Raw genomic sequence first — 22,039 nt, 5'->3', positions numbered from 1 at the left:
TGGCCATCAGATTGATCCGGAACGACTTTTCCCTGGACCGTGGCGGGCAGAACGGCCACCGTGCGCCTTCACACCGGGAAAGCGGACCACACGGCTCAAAATGAGATAGGGCGCACATTTTAAAGCGGTGCTATGCTCCGCGGCTCACCAGGGGACGCTGGCGGCGGGTGCAGGGAATGACCGGCAGGGGTGCGGCCGAGAACAGTGATGTGACGTCAGGTATCGCCCGGGTGGCGATGGCCGAGATCGTGCATGCGCTGCTGTCCGATGCCGAGGTCGCATTGTTCGCCAGATTTGCCCGTCCACGCAAGCTTCATGCCGGGCAGTGGCTGTTCCAGCGTGGCCACCGTGGCGAGCGCATGTACGTGATCCTGGAAGGCCAGATCGAACTGGATTTCGGCGAGGACCTGGTGATCAAGACCCTCGGGCAGCAGGAGTTCTTCGGTGAGCTGGGCCTGCTGGTGGGTGATCACCCGCGCAGCGCCAGTGCGCGCGCCCTGGTGGACTGCGAGGTGCTTGAGCTGGGGCCCGCCGACTTCCATCGTCTGGTGGAATCCGATCCGGGCCTGGTCGCCTACTTCCTGCGCCGCACGATCATGCGCGTGCTGACCAACGAACAGGCCCTGATCAGCCAGCTGCGCCGGCGCAACCATGATCTGGAAACCGCGCTGGACAATCTGTACATCACTACCCACCAGCTGACCCACACCCGTGAACTGGTGCGTACCGATGAACTGACCGGGCTGCACAACCGCCGTGGCCTCACCCTGTACCTGCAGGAATGCCGCGCCGATGGCAGTGGGCTGCCGCAGGCGCTGCTGCTCATCGACTGCGACCGCTTCAAGCAGATCAATGACCGCCATGGCCACCAGGCCGGCGATCGCGTGCTGCAGAGCATGGGCAACATCCTGCGCTCGATGGCTGGCGAGCAGGACCTGGCCTGCCGGCTCGGCGGTGACGAGTTCTGCCTGATCCTGCGTCGTGGCAACCACGAGATCGTGCAGCACGCGGCAGAGTTCATCCTCAGCGCGGTACACGGCCTGCTTGAGCGCAGCCACGGCACGCCGCACGTCAGCCTGGTCAGCATCGGCGCCAGCCTGCTGGACCCGGATGCGGGCTGGAGCGAGTGGTACGCCAGCGCGGATCGTGCGCTGTACCAGGCCAAGCGTGATGGTGGCAACTGCCTGCGTTGGGCAGACGCAGTGGACTCACCCTAGATCGGGAGACATAGGCGATGAATGGCGACAACGGAACGTCGGCGCCGCACAACCAGCAACTGCGCGCCCTGCTGTTCACCGACCTGTGTGACTCACTGCTGCTGGTCGAACGCATCGGCGATGTCGCTGCCGCCGAACTGTTCCGGGAACACGACCGCCTGGTGCTGGCGCTGCAGCAGCGCTGGAACGGCCAGCTGATCGATCGCTCCGACGGGCTGTTCATGCTGTTCGAGCGCCCGATCGACGCGCTTGGCTTCGCATTGGATTACCAGCGTGGGCTGCAGCCGCTGGGGCAGAGACACGAGATCCATCTGCAGGCGCGGGCCGGTCTGCATGTGGGCGATGTGCTGACCTGGGAGAACAGCGCCGAGGCAGTGCGGGCTGGCGCCAAGGCGATTGAAGTCGAAGGCCTGGCCAAGCCGACGGCGGCGCGCCTGATGCAGTTGGCACGCCCGGGCCAGATCCTGCTTTCGGCGGTGGCCGAATCCATCGTGCGTCGCTCCAGTGGGTCGCTGGGCGCGATGGCTGAAGGCCTGCAATGGCGGTCGTTCGGGCGATGGCGCTTCAAGGGCGTGAGCCAGCCAGCCGAAGTCTACGGCGTGCAGGCGGCGGGCATGCCCACCCCGGGGCGGCTGCGGCACACGGCCAAGGCCCGGCGTGATCTTCCGTTGTGGCGCCGTCCGCTGGCGATGGCGGCGCAGGCCGCCGTACTGCTGGCCGCAGTGCTTGGCGTCTGGTTGCTGACCCGGCCACAGCCGGCCATCGCGTTCGCCGAACGCGACTGGGTGGTGCTCGGCGGGCTGCATAACCTCACCGGCAATCGACTGCTCGATGACGCCCTGGACCAGGCGTTCCGGATCAGTCTCGAGCAGTCCCGCTACGTCAACGTCGTCAGTGACGACCGCGTCGGCCGCACCCTTGAGATGATGCGGAAACCGCCGGATCGCGGTGTCCGTGAACGTCGCGATGCCGCCGCTGTGGCGGTGCGCACGGGCGCCCGCCTGGTGTTCGTGCCATCGGCGACCGATGTCGGCGGCCGAACCCGCTTCAGCGTGGAGGTGGTCGAGCCGTCGACGCTGCGCACCCTGGCCGTGGTATCCGCCGATGCGAAGGCGGGTGCGGTACTGGCGGCGGTGGACGATGTTTCGCGCCAGCTGCGCGATCGCCTGGGCGAAGAGCCCGCATTGATCCAGCGCGACAGCCAATCCCTGCCGGAGGTGACCACGGGCAGCATGGATGCGTTGCGTGCGTTTGCCTTGGGCCAGAAGCGCTACAGCCGAGGAGATTTCAACGGCGCGATGGCATTCTTCGGGCAGGCGATCGAGGTCGATCCTGAGTTCGCCCTGGCATGGCTGGGCCAAGCCCGCTGTCGCTTCGCCATGATGAATTACCGCGATGCCCGGCGTCTGCTGGCAGAGGCTGATCGTCGATCAGGGCACCTTACGCCACGCGAGCGCCTGTACGTGCAGAACTGGGCGCTGCAGATCAGTGATCCGGATCGCGCCACCGATGGCTGGGCGCGCATGGCGGAGCTGTATCCGGATTACATGCCTGCAAGCTACAACGCCGGTCTGAATCTTTTCCACGAGAACCGCCTTGCCGAGGCCCTGGCGCTTTCCAGGCGTGTTGCACAAAGCAGGGTCGAGCTGCCTGAGATCGCGCAGGACCAGTACGGCCGCGCCTTGCTGGCCAGCGAGCGCTACGCAGAGGCTGACATCGCGTTCAGTCGTGCCGCCGGCAATGGTTGGGAAGGTGCATTGATGCGCCAGGCGACGGTGGCGGCAGCGCGTTCCGAGTTCGAGAAGGCCAATGCGCTGCTTGCGCGGATCGATCCAGGCAACTTCCATGCTGGCAATTTCGCTACCACGATTGCGCTTGACCAAGGCGATGTCGAGGGCGCCATCAAGCTCGCCGAACAGGGAAGGATGCTTGCCGGACAGCGCCAGGGCATGGATCGGTACAACTTCGACATGCCCCTGGCCGTCGCCTACATGATGGCCGGCAGAAGGTCGAAGGCGCTGATGGTGGCGCGCGTGGCCGCGACCGCGCCGTTCGCAGAGCTGAGCGGCGAACCCGCGGTGGAGGTAGTGGATCGCCTGGTTGCAGCACACGCGGCAGCCTTGCTGGCACTGAGACTGGGCGATGCCGCACCGGCCAAGGCGGTCCAGGCCCGGATGAACGCGCTTCAGGATCTCCCTGACAGCAGCGTGTTGCGCCAGTACGTCACCCTGTTGGCCGGGCGGATGATGCAGCATGAGGGCCGGCCCCAGGCCGGGCTGGACCTGCTCGTACCGCTGTTGAAGAAGCAGCCACGCCTGCAGGTGCGGCTGGCAGTGCGTGACCTGGCGCTGGAGGCGGGCCTGAAGGATGTTGCCCAGGAGCAGACGCGTTGGCTGCGTGATCGCCCCGGATTTGCATATGCAGAAGCGCAATGCAGCTTCTGCCTGCAGGCGCTTAACGTAGTGGATGTGCGGAGGCTCATGGCGGCGCCGGCAATCGAGGCCGCCGACACCATGGCCTCGATGCCTCAGCGCAGCGTGCGCGGCGAGCCGTAACCGTCCTCCAGCATCGGCACGGAGTAGCCGGTACCACTGGTCAGCATGGCGATGATCTGGTCTTCGGCCTGTGCGATGACGTCTTTCTCCGCCAGGCAGATGTTCTTGCAGCAATCCTGGACGAACTGCTGAAGGTCAGCCGGGTTGGATGGAACGTGTCCAGCCAGCAGTATCGCGGCAGCCGTGTCGGTGGCGAAGAGCTGGCGGAAGGTGTCATCGGTGGCGAGGCGCTGAACCAGCGTCCTTGCGACCGGCAGCGAGAGCGTCAACGTGGGCATTGTGTCCTGCATCCATGGAGTGTCGAGGGGCAGTGGTGATGTCGGCTTGGCAAAGCGGTTCTTGAGAGGGTAGAGCGGGAGATGTAAAGGAATCGGGTCGCGGTTCGATAACGTGGATTCACGATGAAGGAAGGGCTGATCCGATGGATGTCAGGCGCTGCGCGATCGTAGTGGTACAGCCCACCGAGCAGATCCGGTTTGAGTTTGAGGGCCTGCTGCGCGGTGGTGATGGGCTGGTGCGCACGCTTGCCTGGGAGGCACTCGCCCCCCACCTGGATGGACCGGTGGTGCTGGACGCTGCGGCACAGGCACTGCTGGGAAGTCTGAGCCCAAGTGCATGGACCACGCTTGAGGCAGGGGAGGCCTGTTCACCCGCGATGGACCTGCTGATCGCCAGTGGCCTGGTGTTGATCCGCGGACAGGATGACGATGTTGCCGCTCGTGACGAGCGGCTGCGTGCAACGCATTGGCACCCCCTGGCTGCGGTCATGCATGCCTTCTCACGCTGGGAGGATGTTGACGCCGTTCGCAACATGCGTGAATCACAGATCGAAACGGCCTCGCAGATGCGCAGGACGTTGGGACCGCCGCCACCGCACGCTGCCGCTGCCGACGCTGGGTTGGTACCACTGCCGCCTCAGCAGTCCAACGATTTCGACGCACTGCTGGCGCGGCGCGTCACCTGCCGGAACTTCGATGTCACCCGATCACTGCCGCTGTCCCTGCTGAGCCAGATGCTGCAACGGGCATTCGGCAGCAGCAGCTGCCAGCGCGAAGGCGATGATCTGGTGTTCCTGAAGAAGAACGTACCTTCGGGCGGCGGACTGCATCCTGTGGAAGCCTACGTGCTGGTGCGCAATGTCGATGGACTTGCCGCGGGCATGTACCTCTATCGAGCGCAGGGCCACGGACTGATGCCGGTTGAGTGCCCCGTGGCCATCGATCGCGACTTCGTGATGTCCATGGTCGGGCAGCAGCACTGGTTCGCGGATGCGCACGTGCTGGTGGTCCTGGCCCCGCGTTTCAACAGGACGTACTGGAAGTATCGCCAGCATGGGAAAAGCTATCGGGTTGTCGCGATGGAGGCGGGACATCTATCCCAGACGCTGTACCTGGCGGCCACGGATGCCGGCCTGGGAGCATTCATTACTGCAGCGATCAACGAAAAGCCCATCGAACGTGCCCTGGGCCTGGACACGATCAACGAGGGGGTACTCGCGGTCTGCGGTTTCGGATGGCGTGCATCACGGATGACGACCAGCGAACTGGACCCGGCAGGCGTGATCTGGAACCTTGAAGACCGCGCGGGCTGACCCCGCGCGGCCTCTGCTGCATCACGCCGCGTCGAAGTCCACCAGCACCGCGCCATCACCCACCTGGTCGCCGGCTTTGGCGCGATAGCCCTTCACCGTGCCATCGGCCGGTGCCTGCAGGGTGTGCTCCATCTTCATCGCTTCCAGCACCACCAGCGGCGTGCCGCGCTTGACCTCGGTACCGGCGGCGACCAGCGTGGCGACGATCCTGCCCGGCATCGGCGCCAGCAGGCTGCCGGCATCGGCCACGGCGTGGTCTGATTCGCCCACGGGATCATGCAGGGTGAAACGGTGCTGGCCATCGGCGCCGAACAGATACAGCTGGTCACCGTCGCGCAGCAGCTGCAGAGTCCAGCGGCGCTCGCCCAGCTGTACCGCCAGCCCCTGTGCATCGGCCGTGCCGGTCACCCGCATCGGTGCCGCGTCATCGCATTGCACGCGCCAGCCACCGGCCTGCGTCCAGACCTTCAGCGTGTGCCGGCGCTCGCCCTGCTGCAGCGGCAGCACGCGCGGCGCAGACGCGCCGAGGCGCCAGCCGTCCTGTGCCTGCCATGGCGAATGCGGGTCACGGGCATCGGTGGTGGCACCGGCAGTGCTTGCAACAGCGGCCACGGCGGCCAGCTGCCACAGGGCATCATCCGTGTCGCCCACTGCGCTCAATGCCGCCTGTTCGCGTTCGATCAGCGCGGTATCCAGCCTGGCGTGCGCGAACGAATCGGTATTCACCAGCCGGCGCAGGAAGCCGGCATTGGTGGTCACGCCTACCACCTGGCAGTCGGCCAGCGCCTGGCTCATGCGGCGCAGCGCGGCATCGCGGTCCACGTCCCAGACGATCAGCTTGGCAATCATCGGGTCGTAGTACGGGGTGATGCTGTCGCCTTCCTCCACGCCGGTATCCACGCGCACATGGGCCGACGGGGCCGGCAGGCGCAGGCGGCGCAGGGTGCCGGTGGAGGGCAGGAAGCCACGGTCGGCATCTTCGGCATACAGGCGCGCTTCGATCGCGTGGCCGTGGATGGCCAGCTGCTCCTGGCGCAGCGGCAGCGGCTGGCCCGAGGCCACGCGCAGCTGCCATTCCACCAGGTCGGTACCGGTGATGTACTCGGTGACCGGGTGCTCGACCTGCAGGCGGGTGTTCATTTCCATGAAGTAGAAATCGCCGTCCGGGCCGGCGATGAACTCCACCGTGCCGGCACCGACGTAGCCCACCGCGCGCGCGGCATCGACCGCGGCCTGGCCCATCGCGGCGCGGCGCTCGGCACTCATGCCTGGGGCGGGAGCCTCTTCCAGTACTTTCTGGTGGCGGCGCTGCACCGAGCAATCGCGCTCGAACAGGTACACCGCGTCACCGTGGCTGTCGCCGAATACCTGGATCTCGATATGGCGCGGGCGCTCGACATACTTCTCGACCAGCACGTGGTCGTTGCCGAACGCCGAGGCCGCCTCGCGCTGGCAGCTGGCCAGCGCATCGACGAAGTCCTCGCTGCGCTCGACCTTGCGCATGCCCTTGCCACCGCCACCGGCGCTGGCCTTGATCAGTACCGGGTAGCCGATGGCGTCGGCCTGCGTGCGCAGGAAGTCCGGTGCCTGCTGGTCGCCGTGGTAGCCCGGGGTCAGCGGTACACCCGCCTTGGCCATCAGCGCCTTGGCCGCGCTCTTGTCGCCCATCGCGCGGATGGCGCTGGCCGGCGGCCCGATGAAGGTGATGCCGGCGGCGGCGCAGGCATCGGCGAAGTCGGCATTCTCGGACAGGAAGCCGTAGCCGGGGTGGATGGCCTGCGCGCCGGTCGCGCGTGCCGCGTCGAGCAGCGCATCGCCGCGCAGGTAGCTCTCACGCGCGGCGGCCGGACCAATGTGGATGGCTTCGTCGGCCAGGCGCACGTGGCGCGCGTTGCGGTCGGCATCGGAATACACCGCCACGGTGGCGATGCCGAGGCGGCGGCAGGTGGCGATGACGCGACAGGCGATTTCGCCACGGTTGGCGATCAGGACTTTGGTGAACATGGCAACGGGCTTCATGGGAGCGTGCTCGGTCATGGCATGGATTACATGCGGAACACGCCGAAGCGCGTCTGCTGCGGGGCGGCGTTGAGGCTGGCCGACAGCGCCAGGGCCAGCACCCGGCGGGTGTCGGCCGGATCGATCACGCCGTCGTCCCACAGGCGCGCGCTGGCGTAGTACGGGTGGCCCTGCTGCTCGAACTGGTCGCGGATCGGCGCCTTGAACGCGTCTTCCTCCGCAGCCGGCCACTGGCCGCCCTTGGCTTCGATGCCATCGCGCTTGACCGTGGCCAGCACGCTGGCGGCCTGCTCGCCGCCCATCACGCCGATGCGTGCGTTCGGCCACATCCACAGGAAGTTCGGCGAGTACGCGCGGCCGCACATGCCGTAGTTGCCGGCGCCGAACGAACCGCCGATCACCACGGTGAACTTGGGAACCTTGGCGCAGGCCACCGCCATCACCAGCTTGGCGCCGTCCTTGGCGATGCCGCCCTGTTCGTACTTGCGGCCGACCATGAAGCCGGTGATGTTCTGCAGGAACACCAGCGGAATGTTGCGCTGGGTGCACAGCTCGATGAAGTGCGCGCCCTTCAGCGCCGACTCGGAGAACAGGATGCCGTTGTTGGCGATGATGCCGATCGGGTAGCCGTTCAGATGGGCGAAGCCGGTGACCAACGTTGCGCCATAGCGCGGCTTGAACTCGTCGAAGCGCGAGCCATCGACCAGGCGCGCGATCACTTCGCGCACGTCGTAGGGCTTGCGCGTATCGGCCGGGATCACACCGTACAGTTCGTGTGCCGGCAGCAGCGGTTCTTCGCTGGCCTGCACCGCCATCGCCGGTTCCGGCTTGCGCCAGTTCAGCTGCGCGATGATCGCACGCACCCGTGCCAGTGCCTGCAGATCGTTGTCAGCCATGTGGTCGGCCACGCCGGATATGCGGGTGTGCACTTCGGCGCCGCCCAGTTCCTCGGCGGTCACTACTTCACCGGTGGCCGCCTTCACCAGCGGCGGGCCGCCGAGGAAGATCGTGCCCTGCTCGCGCACGATCACCGTCTCGTCGCTCATCGCCGGCACGTAGGCGCCACCAGCGGTGCAGCTGCCCATCACGCAGGCGATCTGCGGAATGCCCTGCGCCGACAGGTTGGCCTGGTTGTAGAAGATGCGGCCGAAATGGTCGCGGTCGGGGAAGACTTCGTCCTGCAGCGGCAGGAACGCGCCGCCGGAATCGACCAGGTAGATGCAGGGCAGGTGGTTCTGCTCGGCGATCTCCTGCGCGCGCAGGTGCTTCTTCACCGTCATGGGATAGTAGGTGCCGCCCTTGACCGTGGCATCGTTGGCCACGATCACGCACTCCACGCCGCTCACCCGGCCGATGCCGGCCACCACGCCGGCGGCTGGCACGGCGTCTTCATACATGCCATGCGCGGCCAGCGGCGCGATTTCGAGGAAGGCGCTGCCGGGGTCGAGCAGGGCGTCGATGCGGTCGCGCACCAGTAGCTTGCCGCGCGCGGTGTGCTTGGCGCGTGCGGCTTCGCTGCCACCCAGCGCGGTGCGCGCCAGGGTGGCGTGCAGATCGTCGACCACGGCCTGCATGGCCGCGCGGTTGGCTTCAAAGGTATCGCTGCCCGGTTGCAGCTGGCTGTTCAGGACGGTCATCGCGGTGGCCTTACAGGGTGCGCTGGAACAGTTCGCGGCCGATCAGCATGCGGCGGATCTCCGAGGTGCCGGCGCCGATTTCATACAGCTTGGCGTCGCGCCACAAGCGGCCGGTCGGGTATTCGTTGATGTAGCCGTTGCCGCCCAGGATCTGGATCGCCTGGCCGGTCAGCCAGGTGGCCTTCTCGGCGGCGTACAGGATGGCACCGGCGGCGTCCTGGCGGGTGGTGCGGCCCTGGTCGCAGGCGCGCGCCACGGCATAGACATAGGCGCGGCAGGCGCCCAGGCCGACGTACATGTCGGCGATCTTGGCCTGGATCAGCTGGAAGCTGCCGATCGCCTCACCGAACTGGTGGCGCTCGTGCACGTACGGCATCACCACGTCCATCGCCGCGGCCATCAGGCCCAGCGGGCCGCCGGACAGCACCACGCGCTCGTAGTCCAGGCCGGACATCAGCACGCGCACGCCACCGCCAACCTGGCCCAGCACGTTTTCTTCCGGCACTTCGCAGTCCTGGAACACCAGCTCGCAGGTGGGCGAGGAGCGCATGCCCAGCTTGTCCAGCTTCTGCGCGGTGGAGAAGCCCTTCATGCCCTTCTCGACCAGGAACGCGGTGATGCCCTTGGCGCCGGCGTCCATGTCGGTCTTGGCATAGACCACCAGCACGTCGGCATCCGGGCCGTTGGTGATCCACATCTTGTTGCCGTTGAGCACGTAGCGGTCGCCGCGCTTGTCGGCGCGCAGCTTCATCGACACCACGTCCGAACCGGCACCCGGCTCGCTCATCGCCAGCGCACCGACCAGGCTGCCGTCGCACAGGCCGGGCAGGAAGCGCTGCTTCTGTTCTTCGTTGCCGTTCTTGCGCAGCTGGTTCACGCACAGGTTGGAATGCGCGCCATAGGACAGGCCGATGCCGCCGGAGGCACGCGAGATCTCTTCCATCGCCACCACATGGGCCAGGTAGCCCATGCCGGTGCCGCCGTATGCTTCTTCCACGGTGAGGCCGAGCAGGCCCTGTTCGCCCAGCTTCGGCCACAGGGCCAGCGGGAACTGGTTGCTGGCATCGGCCTCGGCGGCCAGCGGTGCGACCTCGGCGGCGGCAAAATGGGCCACGCTCTGGCGCAGCAGGTCGATGTCTTCGCCAAGGTCGAAGTTCAGGGATGGCACGTGCATTGTGGTGGCTCCACGACGGGATGGCAGGAAATGGACGCACCCGGCGGGGGAGCGGGCGGCGGTCTGCAGGACCGCTGCCCGCACGGGCGATTGGACCCCAGCGTAGCGGGGTTCGGATAAGAAGTGAATACAAATTCAAAAATTGAAACCAGAATCAAAACATGGCCTACAAACGCTCTGCACTGATGGAAGAACGCCTGGCTGGGGCCCGTGAACGGATCCTGCTGGCCACCCGTGAGCTGGTCGCCACCGGCGGCTGGCGCAACGCCCCGGTGACCGCCGTGGCAACCCAGGCGGGGGTATCCACTGGCCTGATCTATCGCCATTTCCCGTCCAAGGCCGAGCTGTTCGTGGAGGTGCTCAACGCCGCGGTGGCCCACGAGGTCGCGATCATGGAGCGCATCGCCAGTGGTCCGGAGGTGGCCAGCGAGCGCCTGCGGCTGGCGATCACCGCCTTCGTTCGCCGCGCCCTGGCCGGGCCGGGGCTGGCGCATGCCTTCATCGTCGAGCCGGTCGACCCGGACGTGGAAGCCGAACGCATGCGTGGCCGTCGTGCCTTTGGGGATGTCTTCCTGCGGCTGGTGGAGGAGGGCGTGGCCGCCGGTGAGCTGCCGGCGCAGGACGCGCATGTGGCCGCCGCCTGCCTGGTCGGCGCCTTCACCGAGGCGATGGTCGGCCCGACCGCACCCAGCCGCGAAGCGCACCGCGACGAAGACGCGCTGGTGGATGCGATCTGCAGCTTCTGCCTGCGCGCGATCGGCGCCCGGTAACGTGGTAGAGCCGGCCGCTGGCCGGCTTCTGCACGATCCATCCGGCGGGATGGCGATGCCGGCCAGCGGCCGGCACTACCGGGCCGGCATGTTGCGCCGCACCAGCAGTGACGCCTGTTGTCGCACGCAAAGCGCGTTCTATACTCGGTCCATCACGCAGTCGCTCAGCCGTGGTCCAACGACTATCAGCCAGGGGTAACGAAGAGTGCGGAATTACGATCTGGAGTTCCTGAAACGCTTCTCCATGGTGATCGCGCTGCTGGCGACCATCACCCTCGGCCTCATCCTCCTAGCCGCCTACATCCACACCCGGATTCCGCCCGAGGTGTCGCCGACTGCGGCCAAGCGCACCGAACAGCGCATCTCGCCCACCGGCGCGGTCTATGCCGGCAGCACCGGCGCCGCCGCGCAGGCTGCGGCCAAGGCCGCCGCGCTGGCCAAGGCCGCCTCGCAGGTGGCCTACGGCGGCACCAAGGACGGCAAGGTCATCTTCGACAACCTGTGCACCGCCTGCCACACCACTGGCGTGGGCATGGCGCCGACGCTGGACCATTCGCACTGGGACAAGCGCATCGCGCAGGGCAAGGACACCCTCTACAAGCACGCCATCGAGGGCTACACCGGCCCGGATGGCGGCATCATGCCGCCCAAGGGTGGCAACCCGGCGCTGACCGAGGAACAGATCCACGCCACCGTGGACTGGATGCTGGGCAACCTGAAGTAGGCGCCGGGACGGCCAAACCGCGAAACGGCGGAAACGTCGAAACATGGAACCGCCGAACGGGATGGCGGAACCGCGGGAAGGGAGTAGAGTCGACTGTTGGTCGACTGCTCTTCCCAACGCCACCGAAAAAGCCCGCGCTGCGCGCGATAGTCGATTAACAGTCGACTCTACCCGCCGGTCGCCCCAATCGCCGCGGTCGTTCTCCGTCTGCCGCCGGCGGCTTTGCCGGCCAAGGCCAAAACCGCGCGCGTCGCTGGGGTTTCGCATTTCAGGGTTAGTCTGTGCGCCTCTTCCATGGAGTCGCCCGTTGATGCGCCGCCGTTCCCTCGCCCTTGCCCTGTCCCTGCTGCTGCCGGCCGGCGCCTTTGCCCAGGCCCAGCCGCAGGCCGCACCGGTCGCGTCGCCCTCGGCCGCGCGCAGCAGCGCCACCGTGGTGCTGACCGCCGCGCCGGCCGACTGGCGTGTGCTGGATGGCCAGCGCGTGCGCATCGCCGCACCGCTCACCCTGGCCGGTACCGACGGCCTTGAGCGCTTTGGCCAGCTCACCGTGGCCTTCGATGGCCGTCTCTGGCAGCCCACCGAAGTGGCCGCGCCGGGTACTGCCGGCTACGAGCAGGTGATGGCCGACAACCAGCGCCGCCGGCTGGTGCTGGACGACGGCAGCGATGCCCGCGACCCGGCCAGCGTGGCCTACCTGCCGGCCCACCCGGTGCTGCGCACCGGCATGCAGCTGCGCGATGTGCAGGGCATCGTGCGCGTGGACGCACAGGGCCATCCGCGCCTGCAGGTCGAAGGCGTGCTGAAGCTGCCGGAGCTGAAGCGTCCGGCGGTGCCGACCGTGCCGGGCAGCCTGCACGTGGCGGCCTTCAACCTGGAGAACTTCTTCAATGGTGATGGCCAGGGCGGTGGCTTCCCGACCCTGCGTGGTGCGCGCACGCTGGACGAGCACAAGGCGCAGGTGGCCAAGCTGGTCACCACGGTCAACGCGCTGGGCGCCGATGTCGCCGCGCTGATGGAACTGGAGAACGATGGCTATGGTCCGCAGTCGGCCATTGCCGAACTGGTCGACGCACTCAACCGCGACCGTGGCGCGCAGGGCGACTGGCGCTTCGTCGATGCCGGCAACGGCCCCGGCGACAATCCGATCCGGGTTGGCATCATCTACCGCAGCAGCCGCCTGCAGCCGCTGGGCAAGCCGGCCACGCTGACCGGTGGCCCGTTCGTCGAGCACAGCCGCGTGCCGCTGGCGCAGGCCTTCCAGGGCAAGCAGGGCGCGCCGTTCGTGGTGGTGGCCAACCACTTCAAGTCAAAGGGCTGCCGCGACGCCGCCGGTGCCGACGCCGACCGCAACGACAACCAGGGCTGCTGGAACGCCACCCGCGTGATCTCGGCGCAGCAGCTGCACGCCTGGCTGCAGACCGACCCGACCGGTACCGGTGCAAAGGACGTGGTGCTGCTCGGCGATTTCAATGCCTACGCGATGGAAGACCCGATCCGCACCCTGCATGACCTGGGCTGGCAGGACGCGTTCAAGGTCGCCAAGGTCGAGCATCCCTACAGCTACGTCTACAACGGCCATACTGGCCGCCTCGACCACGCGCTGCTGAGCCCGGGCATGGCCAAGCGCCTGCGCGGTGCCGCCGAGTGGCACAGCAATGCCGACGAACAGGACGCCAGCGGCTACCAGGGCCGCAACGTGCAGGGCCCGTGGCGCAGCTCCGACCACGACCCGCTGTTGTTGGGTTTCGACAGATAAGGTTCGGCGGGGATCTGCTCTGGGAGGGACCTTGATCGGCACGGATCCTGCCGTTGCTTTTGATCTTCCAGTCCGTCTTCAAGCGAGCCGAGCATCGCAGGTGAATCAGGGGCGAAGAGGCGCCGATGTTTGAGCGCAGCGAGTTCGGCGCCGTCCCCTGGTTAATCGAGAAGCGCAGGGTACCGGTGCACAGCACCGGCTCGCGGCTGGCGGCGCGTTTCTTTTGGTTACTTTTCTTTTCGCGCGAAAAGAAAAGTGACATCCCACCGCGGGCGCGGAAATGGCCCGCCGCAACCAACGCTCATCCCCAGGCGATCAACCCGATCGCCAGCACCGCCAGCGCCAGGCCGGCGCGGTTCCACCGGGTGGTCGCCTCGCCGAAGGCGAACACGCCCACCAGCGCGCCCAGCACCACCACGCCGATGTTCATGCCGGCGAACACGGTGGCCGGGTTGTCCGGCATCGACTGGTGGGCGTGCACATAGAAGAGGATGTTGCCGCCATTGAGCAGGCCCAGCAGCGCGCCCGCGCCCAGATTGCGCCAGGCCAGCCGGCTGCGGCCACGCGCATGCCGCCACAGCTGCAGCGCCAGCATCAGCACGAAGGCCACGCTGAAGCTGGCGAGCACCGCCGCCATCGACGGCGTGCCGGACAGCGCCACCTGCTTGAGCAGCACGTCCACCACCGCAAACCCAGCCCATACCCCCAGCAGCCAGCCCCAGCCACCGGGCGAGGACGCCACCGCCGGTCCGCGCGGGCGCAGGCTGATGGCTACCATCGCCAGCAGGCCCAGGCCGAGCCCGGCCAGCTTCCACGGCGTGGCAGTCTGGCCGAAGAACAGGAAGGCGGCGGCCAATGACAGCAGCAGCGACAGCCGCTGCGCCACGTCGCTGCGGACGATGCCGGCCACCGCCACCGCGCGGCCCAGCACCAGGAAAATCGAGGGCAGCACCACCGCCAGCGCCAGCAATGACAGCCACGGCGCGTGCGGCGCGCGCAGCGAATCCAGCGGCGGCTGCAGCACCACGGCGGTGAGCGTTGCCGCCACCAGATAGTTCCAGGTGACCATCTGCGAAACATCCAGCTGGCGGCGTCCGGCCACCTTCAACAACACCGAAACCAGCACGCTGCAGATCACGGCCAAAGACAGGTAGAGCATGGGACGGGCACAGGGCAGGGGCGGGGGACGGTATCATGGTGCCATGCACAAGCACTCGTTCCCCGTCGCCCCCGGCGAAACCGCCTGCCTCGAACTGGACGGCCCGGCCGGCCCGCTGGAAGTGGTCGTCGACCTGCCCAAGGCCGATGTGCCGGTGCAGCCGATCGTGGCCATCATCTGCCACCCGTTGTCCACCGAAGGCGGCACCCTGCACAACAAGGTGGTCACCATGACCGCCACCACCCTGCGCGAGCTGGGCATCGCCACGGTGCGATTCAACTTCCGCAGCGTGGGTGGTTCGGCCGGTGAGTTCGACCATGGCGTGGGCGAGCAGGACGACCTGAAGGCCGTCGCCGCCTGGGTGCGCAGCCAGCGTCCGGACGACCGCCTGTGGCTGGCCGGTTTCAGCTTCGGCGCGTTCGTTTCACTGAAGGCCGCAGCCGAGTTGCAGCCGGAAGCGCTGATCTCGATCGCGCCGCCGGCCGGTCGCTGGGACTTCGATGGCATCGCACCGCCGGCCCGCTGGCTGGTGATCCAGGGCGAGCAGGACGAGATCGTCGACCCGCAGGCTGTCTACCAGTGGCTGGACTCGCTGGATTTCCCGCATGAGCTGGTGCGCATGCCCGAGACCAGCCACTTCTTCCACCGCAAGCTGATCGACCTGCGCGGCGCGCTGACCCACGGCGTCAAGCACTGGCTGGGCGCGGCGGCATGAGCGACGTGGAACTGACCCCGTCGCAGCGGTACGCGGAAGGGGTTGCCCGTGGCGACTGGCAGAACGACCCGGCCCAGCATGCGGCGCTGGCCGAGCTGGACCGCATCCACCTGGGCCTGCTGGACAGTGCCGAGGACGGTTGGCTGGACCGCCTGTCCTCGTTCTGGAAGAAGCCCGAGCCGGTCAAGGGCCTGTACTTCTGGGGCGGCGTCGGCCGCGGCAAGACCTTCCTGGTCGACCTGTTCTACGACGGGCTGCCGATCAAGCAGAAGTACCGCACCCACTTCCATCGCTTCATGCGCAGCGTCCACGAGCGCCTGCGCGAGCACCAGGGCCAGAGCGACCCGCTGGCGAAGATAGCCCAGGAATGGCGCAGCAACCTGCGCGTGCTGGTGCTGGACGAGTTCTTCGTCACCGACATCGGCGATGCGATGCTGCTGGCGCGGCTGCTGGAGCGCCTGTTCGCCGAGGGCGTGACCCTGGTCACCACCTCCAATACCGCGGTCGAGAATCTGTATCTCAACGGCCTGCAGCGCGAGAGTTTCCTGCCGGCCATCGGCCTGCTGCAGCGCTTCTGCGTCGAGCTGTACGCCGAAGGTACCGAGGATTACCGCATGCGCGCGCTGACCCGCTCGCCGGTATACCGCGCACCGCTGGCGGCCGACAGCGATGAGTGGCTGGCCACGCGCTGGAACGAGCTGAGCGGCGGCCAGCCGGCCAAGCCCGGCAACATCGAGATCGAGGGCCGCAAGATTCCGGTGCGCGGCCGTGGCAAGAGCATCGCCTGGTTCGATTTCGCCGCGCTGTGCGAAGGCCCGCGCGGGCCCTCGGATTACATCGAGATCGCGCACGAGTTCAACACGGTGCTGCTGGGCGGCATTCCCGCCTTCGACCGCCTGAACGAAGATGCCGCGCGCCGCTTCGTCAACTTGATCGACGAGCTGTACGACCGCCACGTCAACCTGGTCTGCACCGCCAGCACCTCGCCGGTCGAGCTGTACACCGGCCAGCGCCTGCAAGGTGCCTTCGAACGCACCGCCTCGCGCCTGATCGAAATGCAGAGCGCCGAGTACCTGGGTACCCCGCACCGGGCGTGAGGGGGCCTGAGGGCGTGCGTTGCCGGCCAGCGGCCGGCACGACCACCCTGGAATTCCGGTAGTGCCGGCCGCTGGCCGGCAATGATCGGGGGAAGGGTGCAACGGCGTTTCCCTGCGGCCGCTCCTCCGGCCTGGCCGACACATGCAGCCTCGCGTCGCTGCCCGGCGGGCGGTCCCGGCGTCCACCGGATTCCCACCGGCTGCCCACCACCTATCCACAGGGTTGTCCCTAGCCAGTTTCATCACTGTCATGTGAAGCTGTCATTGTTCCGTTTTCGCGGTGCGTTGTACCACCGCAATGACGTCTTTCGGGCTTGACTGCGCAGCCCGTTCCGGCAGGTCTGAAGCGTCTGATCCGGACGCCGGTGGCACGATCCTTGCGGCGCAAGGGATTGCCGAATTTCACTACATTTGGCGTTGACGGGCCCCATCACCCCCACTATCTTGTGGCCGTCGGTCGCAGCAACCCCAATTCTAGGGATGCCCGGGTACCCATCCGCGATCGTCAACGGCAGTGGCAGGCGCAGGGTCTCATCCGCTGCGACGCCGTCCTGCCATCCTGGGCTGTCATGTCCCGGGCTGCGTCACCCGATGCATCGAGCACCCACCAATCACGCCAAGAGGACACACGCCGTGACCACCGAATCCAGCGCCACCATCGAGAAGGAAAGCGAATTCCTGTTGACGTCGCCGCCGACGGCCAACGCGATGAGTGTGACCAAGCGCAATGGCACGACCGAACTGGTGGACCTGAACAAGATCGTGCGCGCGGTGCAGCGTTCCTCCGAAGGCCTGCACGCCGTCGATCCGATGCGCGTGGCCACCCGCACCATTTCCGGCCTGTACAACGGCGCCACCACCCGCGAGCTGGACGAACTGTCCATCCGCACCGCCGCCCTGCTGATCGGTGAAGAGCCCGAGTACGGCCGCCTGGCTGCGCGCCTGCTGGCCAACTACATCGCCAAGGAAGTCTCGGGCCAGGAAATCTACGCCTTCTCGCAGTCGGTCAGCCGTGGCCATGAAGTCGGCCTGATCAACGACCGCCTGCTGAACTTCGTGCAGACCAACGCGCGCAAGCTCAACGATGCCATCGACATCTCGCTGGACCTGAACTTCGATTACTTCGGCCTGCGTACCCTGTACGACCGTTACCTGCTGCGCCACCCGCACACCCGCAAGGTGATCGAGACCCCGCAGCAGTTCTTCCTGCGCATCGCCAGCGCGCTGAGCGAGGACGTGTCCGAGACCCTGGCGCTGTACAAGCGCATGGGCAACCTGGACTACCTGCCGTCCAGCCCGACCCTGTTCAATTCCGGCACCACCCACGAGCAGCTGTCCTCGTGCTTCCTGCTGGACTCGCCGCAGGACTCGCTGGAGTCGATCTACTCCAAGTACGGCGACATCGCCCAGCTGTCGAAGTTCTCCGGCGGCATCGGCGTCAGCTACACCCGCGTGCGTTCGCGTGGTTCGCTCATCAAGTCGACCAACGGCCACTCCAACGGCATCGTGCCGTGGCTGAAGACCATGGATTCGTCCGTGGCCGCGGTGAACCAGGGTGGCAAGCGCAAGGGCGCGGCCTGCGTGTACCTGGAAACCTGGCACGCCGACATCGAGGACTTCCTCGAGCTGCGTGACAACACCGGTGACGAAGCCCGCCGCGCGCACAACCTGAACCTGGCCAACTGGGTGCCGGACCTGTTCATGAAGCGCGTCGAAGCCGACCAGGAATGGTCGCTGTTCGATCCGCGCGTCGTGCCGGAGTTCACCGACCTGTTCGGCGAAGCCTTCGAGGCCGCCTACCTGCAGGCCGAAGCCCAGGGCAAGGCCAACCGCACCATCTCTGCCCGCAAGCTTTACGCCCGCATGATGCGTACGCTGGCCGAGACCGGCAACGGCTGGATGACCTTCAAGGACAAGTGCAACCGCGCCAGCAACCAGACCCTGCGTCCGGGCAACGTGATCCACCTGTCCAACCTGTGCACGGAAATCCTGGAAGTCACCTCCAACGATGAAACCGCGGTGTGCAACCTGGGTTCGATCAACCTGGGCAACCACTTCGACGAGCACAACGAGTTCGATTTCGAGAAGCTGGCCGAGACCGTGCGCCTGGCCGTGCGCCAGCTCGACCGCGTCATCGACCTGAACTTCTACCCGATCGAAACCGCCCGCCGCGCCAACCTGCGCTGGCGTCCGGTCGGCCTGGGCTGCATGGGCCTGCAGGACGTGTTCTTCCGCAAGCGCCTGCCGTTCGACAGCGCCGAAGCCCGCGCCCTTTCGAAGAAGATTGCCGAAGCGATCTACTTCCACGCGCTGGAAACCTCCTGCGAGCTGGCCCAGGAACGTGGCAAGCACCCGTCGTTCAACGACACCCGCGCCGCCAGTGGCGAACTGCAGTTCGACGCCTGGAACGTGGTGCCGGAAGACACCGCACGCTGGGACGCCCTGCGCGCCCGCATCAAGGAACACGGCCTGCGCAATTCGCTGATGATCGCGATCGCACCGACCGCGACCATCGCCTCGATCGCCGGCTGCTACGAGTGCGTCGAGCCGCAGGTATCCAACCTGTTCAAGCGCGAGACCCTGTCCGGTGACTTCCTGCAGGTCAACCGTTACCTGGTGAACGAGCTGAAGAAGCTGGGCCTGTGGACGCCGGAAATGCGCGATGCCATCAAGCTGGCCGAAGGTTCCATCGCCGGCGTGGCGCAGATTCCGGAAACGCTGCGCGAGGTCTACCGCACCGCGTGGGAACTGCCGATGCGTTCGCTGATCGACATGGCCGCCGAGCGTGGCGCCTTCATCGACCAGTCGGCCTCGCTCAACCTGTTCATGGAAAGCCCGAACATCGGCGCGATGTCCTCCATGTACATGTACGCCTGGAAGCAGGGCATCAAGACCACCTACTACCTGCGTTCGCGCCCGGCCACCAAGATCGCCAAGACCACGGTGAGCGCTGCGGCCCCGGCCAAGGTATTCAGCCCGGACGAAGCCATCGCCTGCTCGCTGGAAAACCCGGAAGCCTGCGAGGCCTGCCAGTAACACACCGCGCGGTGGGTGCCGACCGTTGGTCGGCACTCGAACACCTCGCACCTGTAGAGCCGAGCCATGCTCGGCTGCGGAAAAACACCCACGGTAGCGCCGGGCCACGCCCGGCGGCTCACCCAGGAATTCAAGGAAACACCCATGGCCGACAAGCCCAAGCAGATGCTGCTCGATCCCGGTTTTGAACTGACCCTGCGCCCGATGCGCTACCCGCAGTTCTATGACATGTACCGGAACGCGATCAAGAACACCTGGACGGTGGAAGAGATCAACTTCCAGATCGACATCACCGACCTGCACAGCAAGATGTCGCCGGGCGAGCGCCACCTGATCCACCGCCTGGTCGCGTTTTTCGCCACCGGCGACTCGATCGTCTCCAACAACCTGGTGCTGAACCTGTACCAGCATCTCAATGCGCCGGAAGCGCGCATGTACCTGTCGCGCCAGCTGTATGAAGAAGCGCTGCACGTGCAGTTCTACCTGACCCTGCTCGACAACTACCTGCCGGATCCGGAAGAGCGCGCCAAGGCGTTCTCGGCGGTGGAGAACATCGACTCGATCAAGAAGAAGGCCGATTTCTGCTTCAAGTGGATCGACTCGATCCAGAGCCTGACCCGCATCGAGACCCGCGAACAGCGCCGCCAGTTCCTGCTCAACCAGATCTGCTTCGCCGCCTGCATCGAAGGCCTGTTCTTCTTCGCGGCCTTTGCCTACGTGTACTACTTCCGTTCGCGCGGCCTGCTGCCGGGCCTGGCCTCGGGCACCAACTGGGTGTTCCGCGACGAGAGCGCGCACATGGAGTTCGCGTTCGAGTCGGTGCGCGTGGTGCGTGAGGAAGAACCGGACCTGTTCGACGAAGAGATGAAGCAGCAGGTCTACGACATGCTGGCCGAAGCCATCGAATGCGAAGTGCAGTTCGCCGAGGACGTGCTGTCCGGCGGCGTGGCCGGCATCTCCACCCGCGACATGCGCCAGTACCTGCAGCACTGTGCCGACCAGCACTTCGCCAAGCTGGGCATGGAAAAGAAGTACAACGTGCGCAACCCGCTGCCGTTCATGGAACTGCAGGACGTGCAGGAGCTGACCAACTTCTTCGAACGCCGCGTCTCGGCCTACCAGGTCGGCGTGCAGGGCGAAGTCGCCTTCGACATGAACTTCTGATCGAACCGGCCCGGCCTGTCGCAACGAAGAACCCCGGCCAATGCCGGGGTTTTTCGTTGCGCATCAGAAGGATGAGCTATTCTCGCTGGACACCAGTGGCGGCAGTGCGTCGTACCCCTGCCGGGCCTGGAGGAAAAGGGAAAGCGACTGCAGGAATGACGCGTGGACAATCCCAGCGCCGGGTTTCCGTGCGCGTGGTCCTGCCATGGTGGCGCAACTGAATGGACCCCGGAGGTCGCAATGGAGACTGCAGTGCCTGGAACAGCAACCCGCAGGACCGTGTTTCGTGGGTGGATGGGGGGACTGTTCGCCGTCCTGGTCGCCTGTCCGCCCCTCGCCCATGGCACGAACTGCGATTCCAAGGTGACCAACGTTTCCATCGATGCCAGCGGCAAGGTGTTCGTGGCGACCACCGTCTCGCCCATCCACGCGGTCTGCAACATCGTCAGCAAAGGCGACTTCAGCATGCCGCCCGAGGTCTGCAAGGCAACCTACGCCATGCTGATGAGTGCGAAGGTCTCCGCCATACCCATCCGCCTGTACTACACCAGCGTGCCGCAATGTGGCGATATCAAGGCCTGGTCGGCACAACCCAGCTTCTACCACGCTGAACTGTTCTGATTACGGGGCCGGGCGTATCGCCTTGAGGGCACGCCGCGATCAGCGCCGCCCTTCCACCGCCATGCGCACCGCCAGTCCGGCCAGCACCGTGCCCATCAGCCAGCGCCGCACCATCTGCCAGGTCGGGCGTGCGGCCAGGAAGCCGGCGATGCTGCCGGCGGTCAGCGCGATCATGCCGTTCACGCTGACGCTGACCAGGATCTGGGTGGAGCCCAGCACGATCGACTGCATCAGCACGCTGCCTTCGCTGTCCGGGTGCAGGAACTGCGGCAGCAGCGACAGGTACATCACCGCCACTTTCGGGTTCAGCAGATTGGTCAGGAATCCCATCGTGAACAGCTTGCGCGGGCTGTCCTCCGGCAGTTCGCGGACCGCGAACGGCGAACGGCCACCCGGCTTGAGCGCCTGCCAGGCCAGGTACAGCAGGTACAGCGCGCCACCGATGCGCAGCGCATCGTAGGCGAACGGCACGGTCATCAGCAGGGCGGTGATGCCCAATGCCGCGCACAGCATGTAGAACACGAAGCCCAGCGCCACCCCGCCCAGCGAGATCAGTCCCGCCATCGGCCCCTGGCAGATCGAGCGCGAGATGACGTAGATCATGTTCGGCCCGGGCGTGAGCACCATGGCCAGCGAAACCAGCGCAAAGGCCAGCAGGTCGGAAGTGGCGGGCATGGGAGGTCCTGGCAGTGGGCGTGGCGCAGTGTAACGCCTGCTGCAGGCGCGGCCTGCGCAGGCACCGCTGCCGGGTGACCGTTGCACGTGCATTCCGATGGCCGTCACGCCGGTCGCTTAGAATCCGCA

General features: G+C 66.6%; 17 protein-coding genes. 11 read left to right on the top strand and 6 right to left on the bottom strand.

Translation table 11 applies throughout. From position 1 onward, the window contains the following. Nucleotides 1–176: 176 nt before the first annotated feature. Together AC5P7E_RS03565 and AC5P7E_RS03560 are read left to right on the top strand one after the other, a co-directional pair. Nucleotides 177–1,217 (top strand): GGDEF domain-containing protein, encoded by a 1,041-nt coding sequence (locus AC5P7E_RS03565; RefSeq protein ID WP_024956231.1) that lies wholly within the window; start codon nucleotides 177–179, stop codon nucleotides 1,215–1,217. Nucleotides 1,218–1,234: 17 nt separating this feature from the next. Then, nucleotides 1,235–3,772 (top strand): putative peptide modification system cyclase, encoded by a 2,538-nt coding sequence (locus AC5P7E_RS03560; RefSeq protein WP_114618798.1) that lies wholly within the window; start codon nucleotides 1,235–1,237, stop codon nucleotides 3,770–3,772. Here the strand turns inward: AC5P7E_RS03560 and AC5P7E_RS03555 are convergent. Then, nucleotides 3,745–4,050, bottom strand: coding sequence for an NHLP-related RiPP peptide (locus AC5P7E_RS03555; protein WP_033833258.1), 306 nt, complete (start codon nucleotides 4,048–4,050; stop codon nucleotides 3,745–3,747). The genes AC5P7E_RS03560 and AC5P7E_RS03555 overlap by 28 nt on opposite strands. Before the next feature lie 143 nt (nucleotides 4,051–4,193). On the opposite strand from AC5P7E_RS03555, the gene AC5P7E_RS03550 reads away from it, so the two are divergent. Further along, a complete protein-coding gene (locus AC5P7E_RS03550; RefSeq protein ID WP_043035409.1) occupies nucleotides 4,194–5,363 on the top strand; it encodes a putative peptide maturation dehydrogenase in 1,170 nt (389 codons plus the stop codon). A gap of 21 nt (nucleotides 5,364–5,384) precedes the next feature. Here the strand turns inward: AC5P7E_RS03550 and AC5P7E_RS03545 are convergent, their stop codons facing one another. The 3 genes from AC5P7E_RS03545 to AC5P7E_RS03535 are packed head-to-tail and all read right to left on the bottom strand — an operon-like array spanning nucleotide 5,385 to nucleotide 10,193. Beyond that, on the bottom strand, nucleotides 5,385–7,400 hold the full coding sequence (locus AC5P7E_RS03545) for an acetyl/propionyl/methylcrotonyl-CoA carboxylase subunit alpha (protein ID WP_414490342.1): 2,016 nt from the start codon (nucleotides 7,398–7,400) through the stop codon (nucleotides 5,385–5,387). A gap of 8 nt (nucleotides 7,401–7,408) precedes the next feature. Beyond that, nucleotides 7,409–9,019 carry a carboxyl transferase domain-containing protein gene (locus tag AC5P7E_RS03540; protein WP_100438222.1) on the bottom strand — a complete coding sequence of 537 codons (1,611 nt, stop codon included), beginning with the start codon at nucleotides 9,017–9,019 and terminating at the stop codon, nucleotides 7,409–7,411. 10 nt (nucleotides 9,020–9,029) lie between these two features. Continuing rightward, on the bottom strand, nucleotides 9,030–10,193 hold the full coding sequence (locus AC5P7E_RS03535; RefSeq protein ID WP_005407660.1) for an isovaleryl-CoA dehydrogenase: 1,164 nt from the start codon (nucleotides 10,191–10,193) through the stop codon (nucleotides 9,030–9,032). 161 nt (nucleotides 10,194–10,354) lie between these two features. Between AC5P7E_RS03535 and AC5P7E_RS03530 the strand changes: the two genes are divergently transcribed. The 3 genes from AC5P7E_RS03530 (at nucleotide 10,355) to AC5P7E_RS03520 (ending at nucleotide 13,443) form a co-directional block, all read left to right on the top strand. Next, on the top strand, nucleotides 10,355–10,963 hold the full coding sequence (locus tag AC5P7E_RS03530) for a TetR/AcrR family transcriptional regulator (RefSeq protein WP_005407661.1): 609 nt from the start codon (nucleotides 10,355–10,357) through the stop codon (nucleotides 10,961–10,963). Nucleotides 10,964–11,168: 205 nt separating this feature from the next. Beyond that, entirely contained in the window at nucleotides 11,169–11,687 is a 519-nt protein-coding gene (locus AC5P7E_RS03525; RefSeq protein ID WP_005407662.1) for a c-type cytochrome, read from the top strand. Between the two features lie 310 nt (nucleotides 11,688–11,997). Continuing rightward, nucleotides 11,998–13,443 (top strand): ExeM/NucH family extracellular endonuclease, encoded by a 1,446-nt coding sequence (locus tag AC5P7E_RS03520; protein ID WP_005411927.1) that lies wholly within the window; start codon nucleotides 11,998–12,000, stop codon nucleotides 13,441–13,443. Between the two features lie 301 nt (nucleotides 13,444–13,744). Here the strand turns inward: AC5P7E_RS03520 and AC5P7E_RS03515 are convergent, their stop codons facing one another. After that, complete coding sequence (locus AC5P7E_RS03515) at nucleotides 13,745–14,602, bottom strand: EamA family transporter (RefSeq protein WP_114618799.1); 858 nt, start codon at nucleotides 14,600–14,602, stop codon at nucleotides 13,745–13,747. A 43-nt stretch (nucleotides 14,603–14,645) separates the two neighbouring features. On the opposite strand from AC5P7E_RS03515, the gene AC5P7E_RS03510 reads away from it, so the two are divergent. The 5 genes from AC5P7E_RS03510 (at nucleotide 14,646) to AC5P7E_RS03490 (ending at nucleotide 21,235) form a co-directional block, all read left to right on the top strand. Further along, complete coding sequence (locus tag AC5P7E_RS03510) at nucleotides 14,646–15,317, top strand: alpha/beta hydrolase (protein WP_049460816.1); 672 nt, start codon at nucleotides 14,646–14,648, stop codon at nucleotides 15,315–15,317. Continuing rightward, nucleotides 15,314–16,414: a cell division protein ZapE gene (gene zapE / locus AC5P7E_RS03505; RefSeq protein ID WP_044569373.1), complete on the top strand. Its 1,101-nt coding sequence runs from the start codon at nucleotides 15,314–15,316 to the stop codon at nucleotides 16,412–16,414. The genes AC5P7E_RS03510 and zapE overlap by 4 nt, the downstream gene beginning before the upstream one ends. A 633-nt stretch (nucleotides 16,415–17,047) precedes the next feature. Beyond that, nucleotides 17,048–19,450: a ribonucleoside-diphosphate reductase subunit alpha gene (locus AC5P7E_RS03500; protein ID WP_005407668.1), complete on the top strand. Its 2,403-nt coding sequence runs from the start codon at nucleotides 17,048–17,050 to the stop codon at nucleotides 19,448–19,450. 144 nt (nucleotides 19,451–19,594) lie between these two features. Further along, nucleotides 19,595–20,614, top strand: coding sequence for a ribonucleotide-diphosphate reductase subunit beta (locus AC5P7E_RS03495; protein ID WP_005407669.1), 1,020 nt, complete (start codon nucleotides 19,595–19,597; stop codon nucleotides 20,612–20,614). 363 nt (nucleotides 20,615–20,977) lie between these two features. After that, a complete protein-coding gene (locus AC5P7E_RS03490; RefSeq protein WP_005411932.1) occupies nucleotides 20,978–21,235 on the top strand; it encodes a hypothetical protein in 258 nt (85 codons plus the stop codon). Nucleotides 21,236–21,274: 39 nt separating this feature from the next. Here the strand turns inward: AC5P7E_RS03490 and AC5P7E_RS03485 are convergent, their stop codons facing one another. Next, nucleotides 21,275–21,910 carry a LysE family translocator gene (locus AC5P7E_RS03485; RefSeq protein ID WP_114618800.1) on the bottom strand — a complete coding sequence of 212 codons (636 nt, stop codon included), beginning with the start codon at nucleotides 21,908–21,910 and terminating at the stop codon, nucleotides 21,275–21,277. Nucleotides 21,911–22,039: the final 129 nt, after the last annotated feature.

The sequence above is a fragment of the Stenotrophomonas sp. YJH_SMC_25 genome, assembly GCF_059369595.1.
This window is presented reverse-complemented; position numbering and strand designations above follow the sequence as displayed.

Bases quoted from the DNA above. Each gene is read 5' to 3' on its own strand.
- AC5P7E_RS03565 (WP_024956231.1), top strand. From the start codon at position 177: ATGACCGGCAGGGGTGCGGCCGAGAACAGTGATGTGACGTCAGGTATC.
- AC5P7E_RS03560 (WP_114618798.1), top strand. From the start codon at position 1,235: ATGAATGGCGACAACGGAACGTCGGCGCCGCACAACCAGCAACTGCGC.
- AC5P7E_RS03555 (WP_033833258.1), bottom strand. From the start codon at position 4,050: ATGCCCACGTTGACGCTCTCGCTGCCGGTCGCAAGGACGCTGGTTCAG.
- AC5P7E_RS03550 (WP_043035409.1), top strand. From the start codon at position 4,194: ATGGATGTCAGGCGCTGCGCGATCGTAGTGGTACAGCCCACCGAGCAG.
- AC5P7E_RS03545 (WP_414490342.1), bottom strand. From the start codon at position 7,400: ATGACCGAGCACGCTCCCATGAAGCCCGTTGCCATGTTCACCAAAGTC.
- AC5P7E_RS03540 (WP_100438222.1), bottom strand. From the start codon at position 9,019: ATGACCGTCCTGAACAGCCAGCTGCAACCGGGCAGCGATACCTTTGAA.
- AC5P7E_RS03535 (WP_005407660.1), bottom strand. From the start codon at position 10,193: ATGCACGTGCCATCCCTGAACTTCGACCTTGGCGAAGACATCGACCTG.
- AC5P7E_RS03530 (WP_005407661.1), top strand. From the start codon at position 10,355: ATGGCCTACAAACGCTCTGCACTGATGGAAGAACGCCTGGCTGGGGCC.
- AC5P7E_RS03520 (WP_005411927.1), top strand. From the start codon at position 11,998: ATGCGCCGCCGTTCCCTCGCCCTTGCCCTGTCCCTGCTGCTGCCGGCC.
- AC5P7E_RS03515 (WP_114618799.1), bottom strand. From the start codon at position 14,602: ATGCTCTACCTGTCTTTGGCCGTGATCTGCAGCGTGCTGGTTTCGGTG.
- AC5P7E_RS03510 (WP_049460816.1), top strand. From the start codon at position 14,646: ATGCACAAGCACTCGTTCCCCGTCGCCCCCGGCGAAACCGCCTGCCTC.
- zapE (WP_044569373.1), top strand. From the start codon at position 15,314: ATGAGCGACGTGGAACTGACCCCGTCGCAGCGGTACGCGGAAGGGGTT.
- AC5P7E_RS03495 (WP_005407669.1), top strand. From the start codon at position 19,595: ATGGCCGACAAGCCCAAGCAGATGCTGCTCGATCCCGGTTTTGAACTG.
- AC5P7E_RS03485 (WP_114618800.1), bottom strand. From the start codon at position 21,910: ATGCCCGCCACTTCCGACCTGCTGGCCTTTGCGCTGGTTTCGCTGGCC.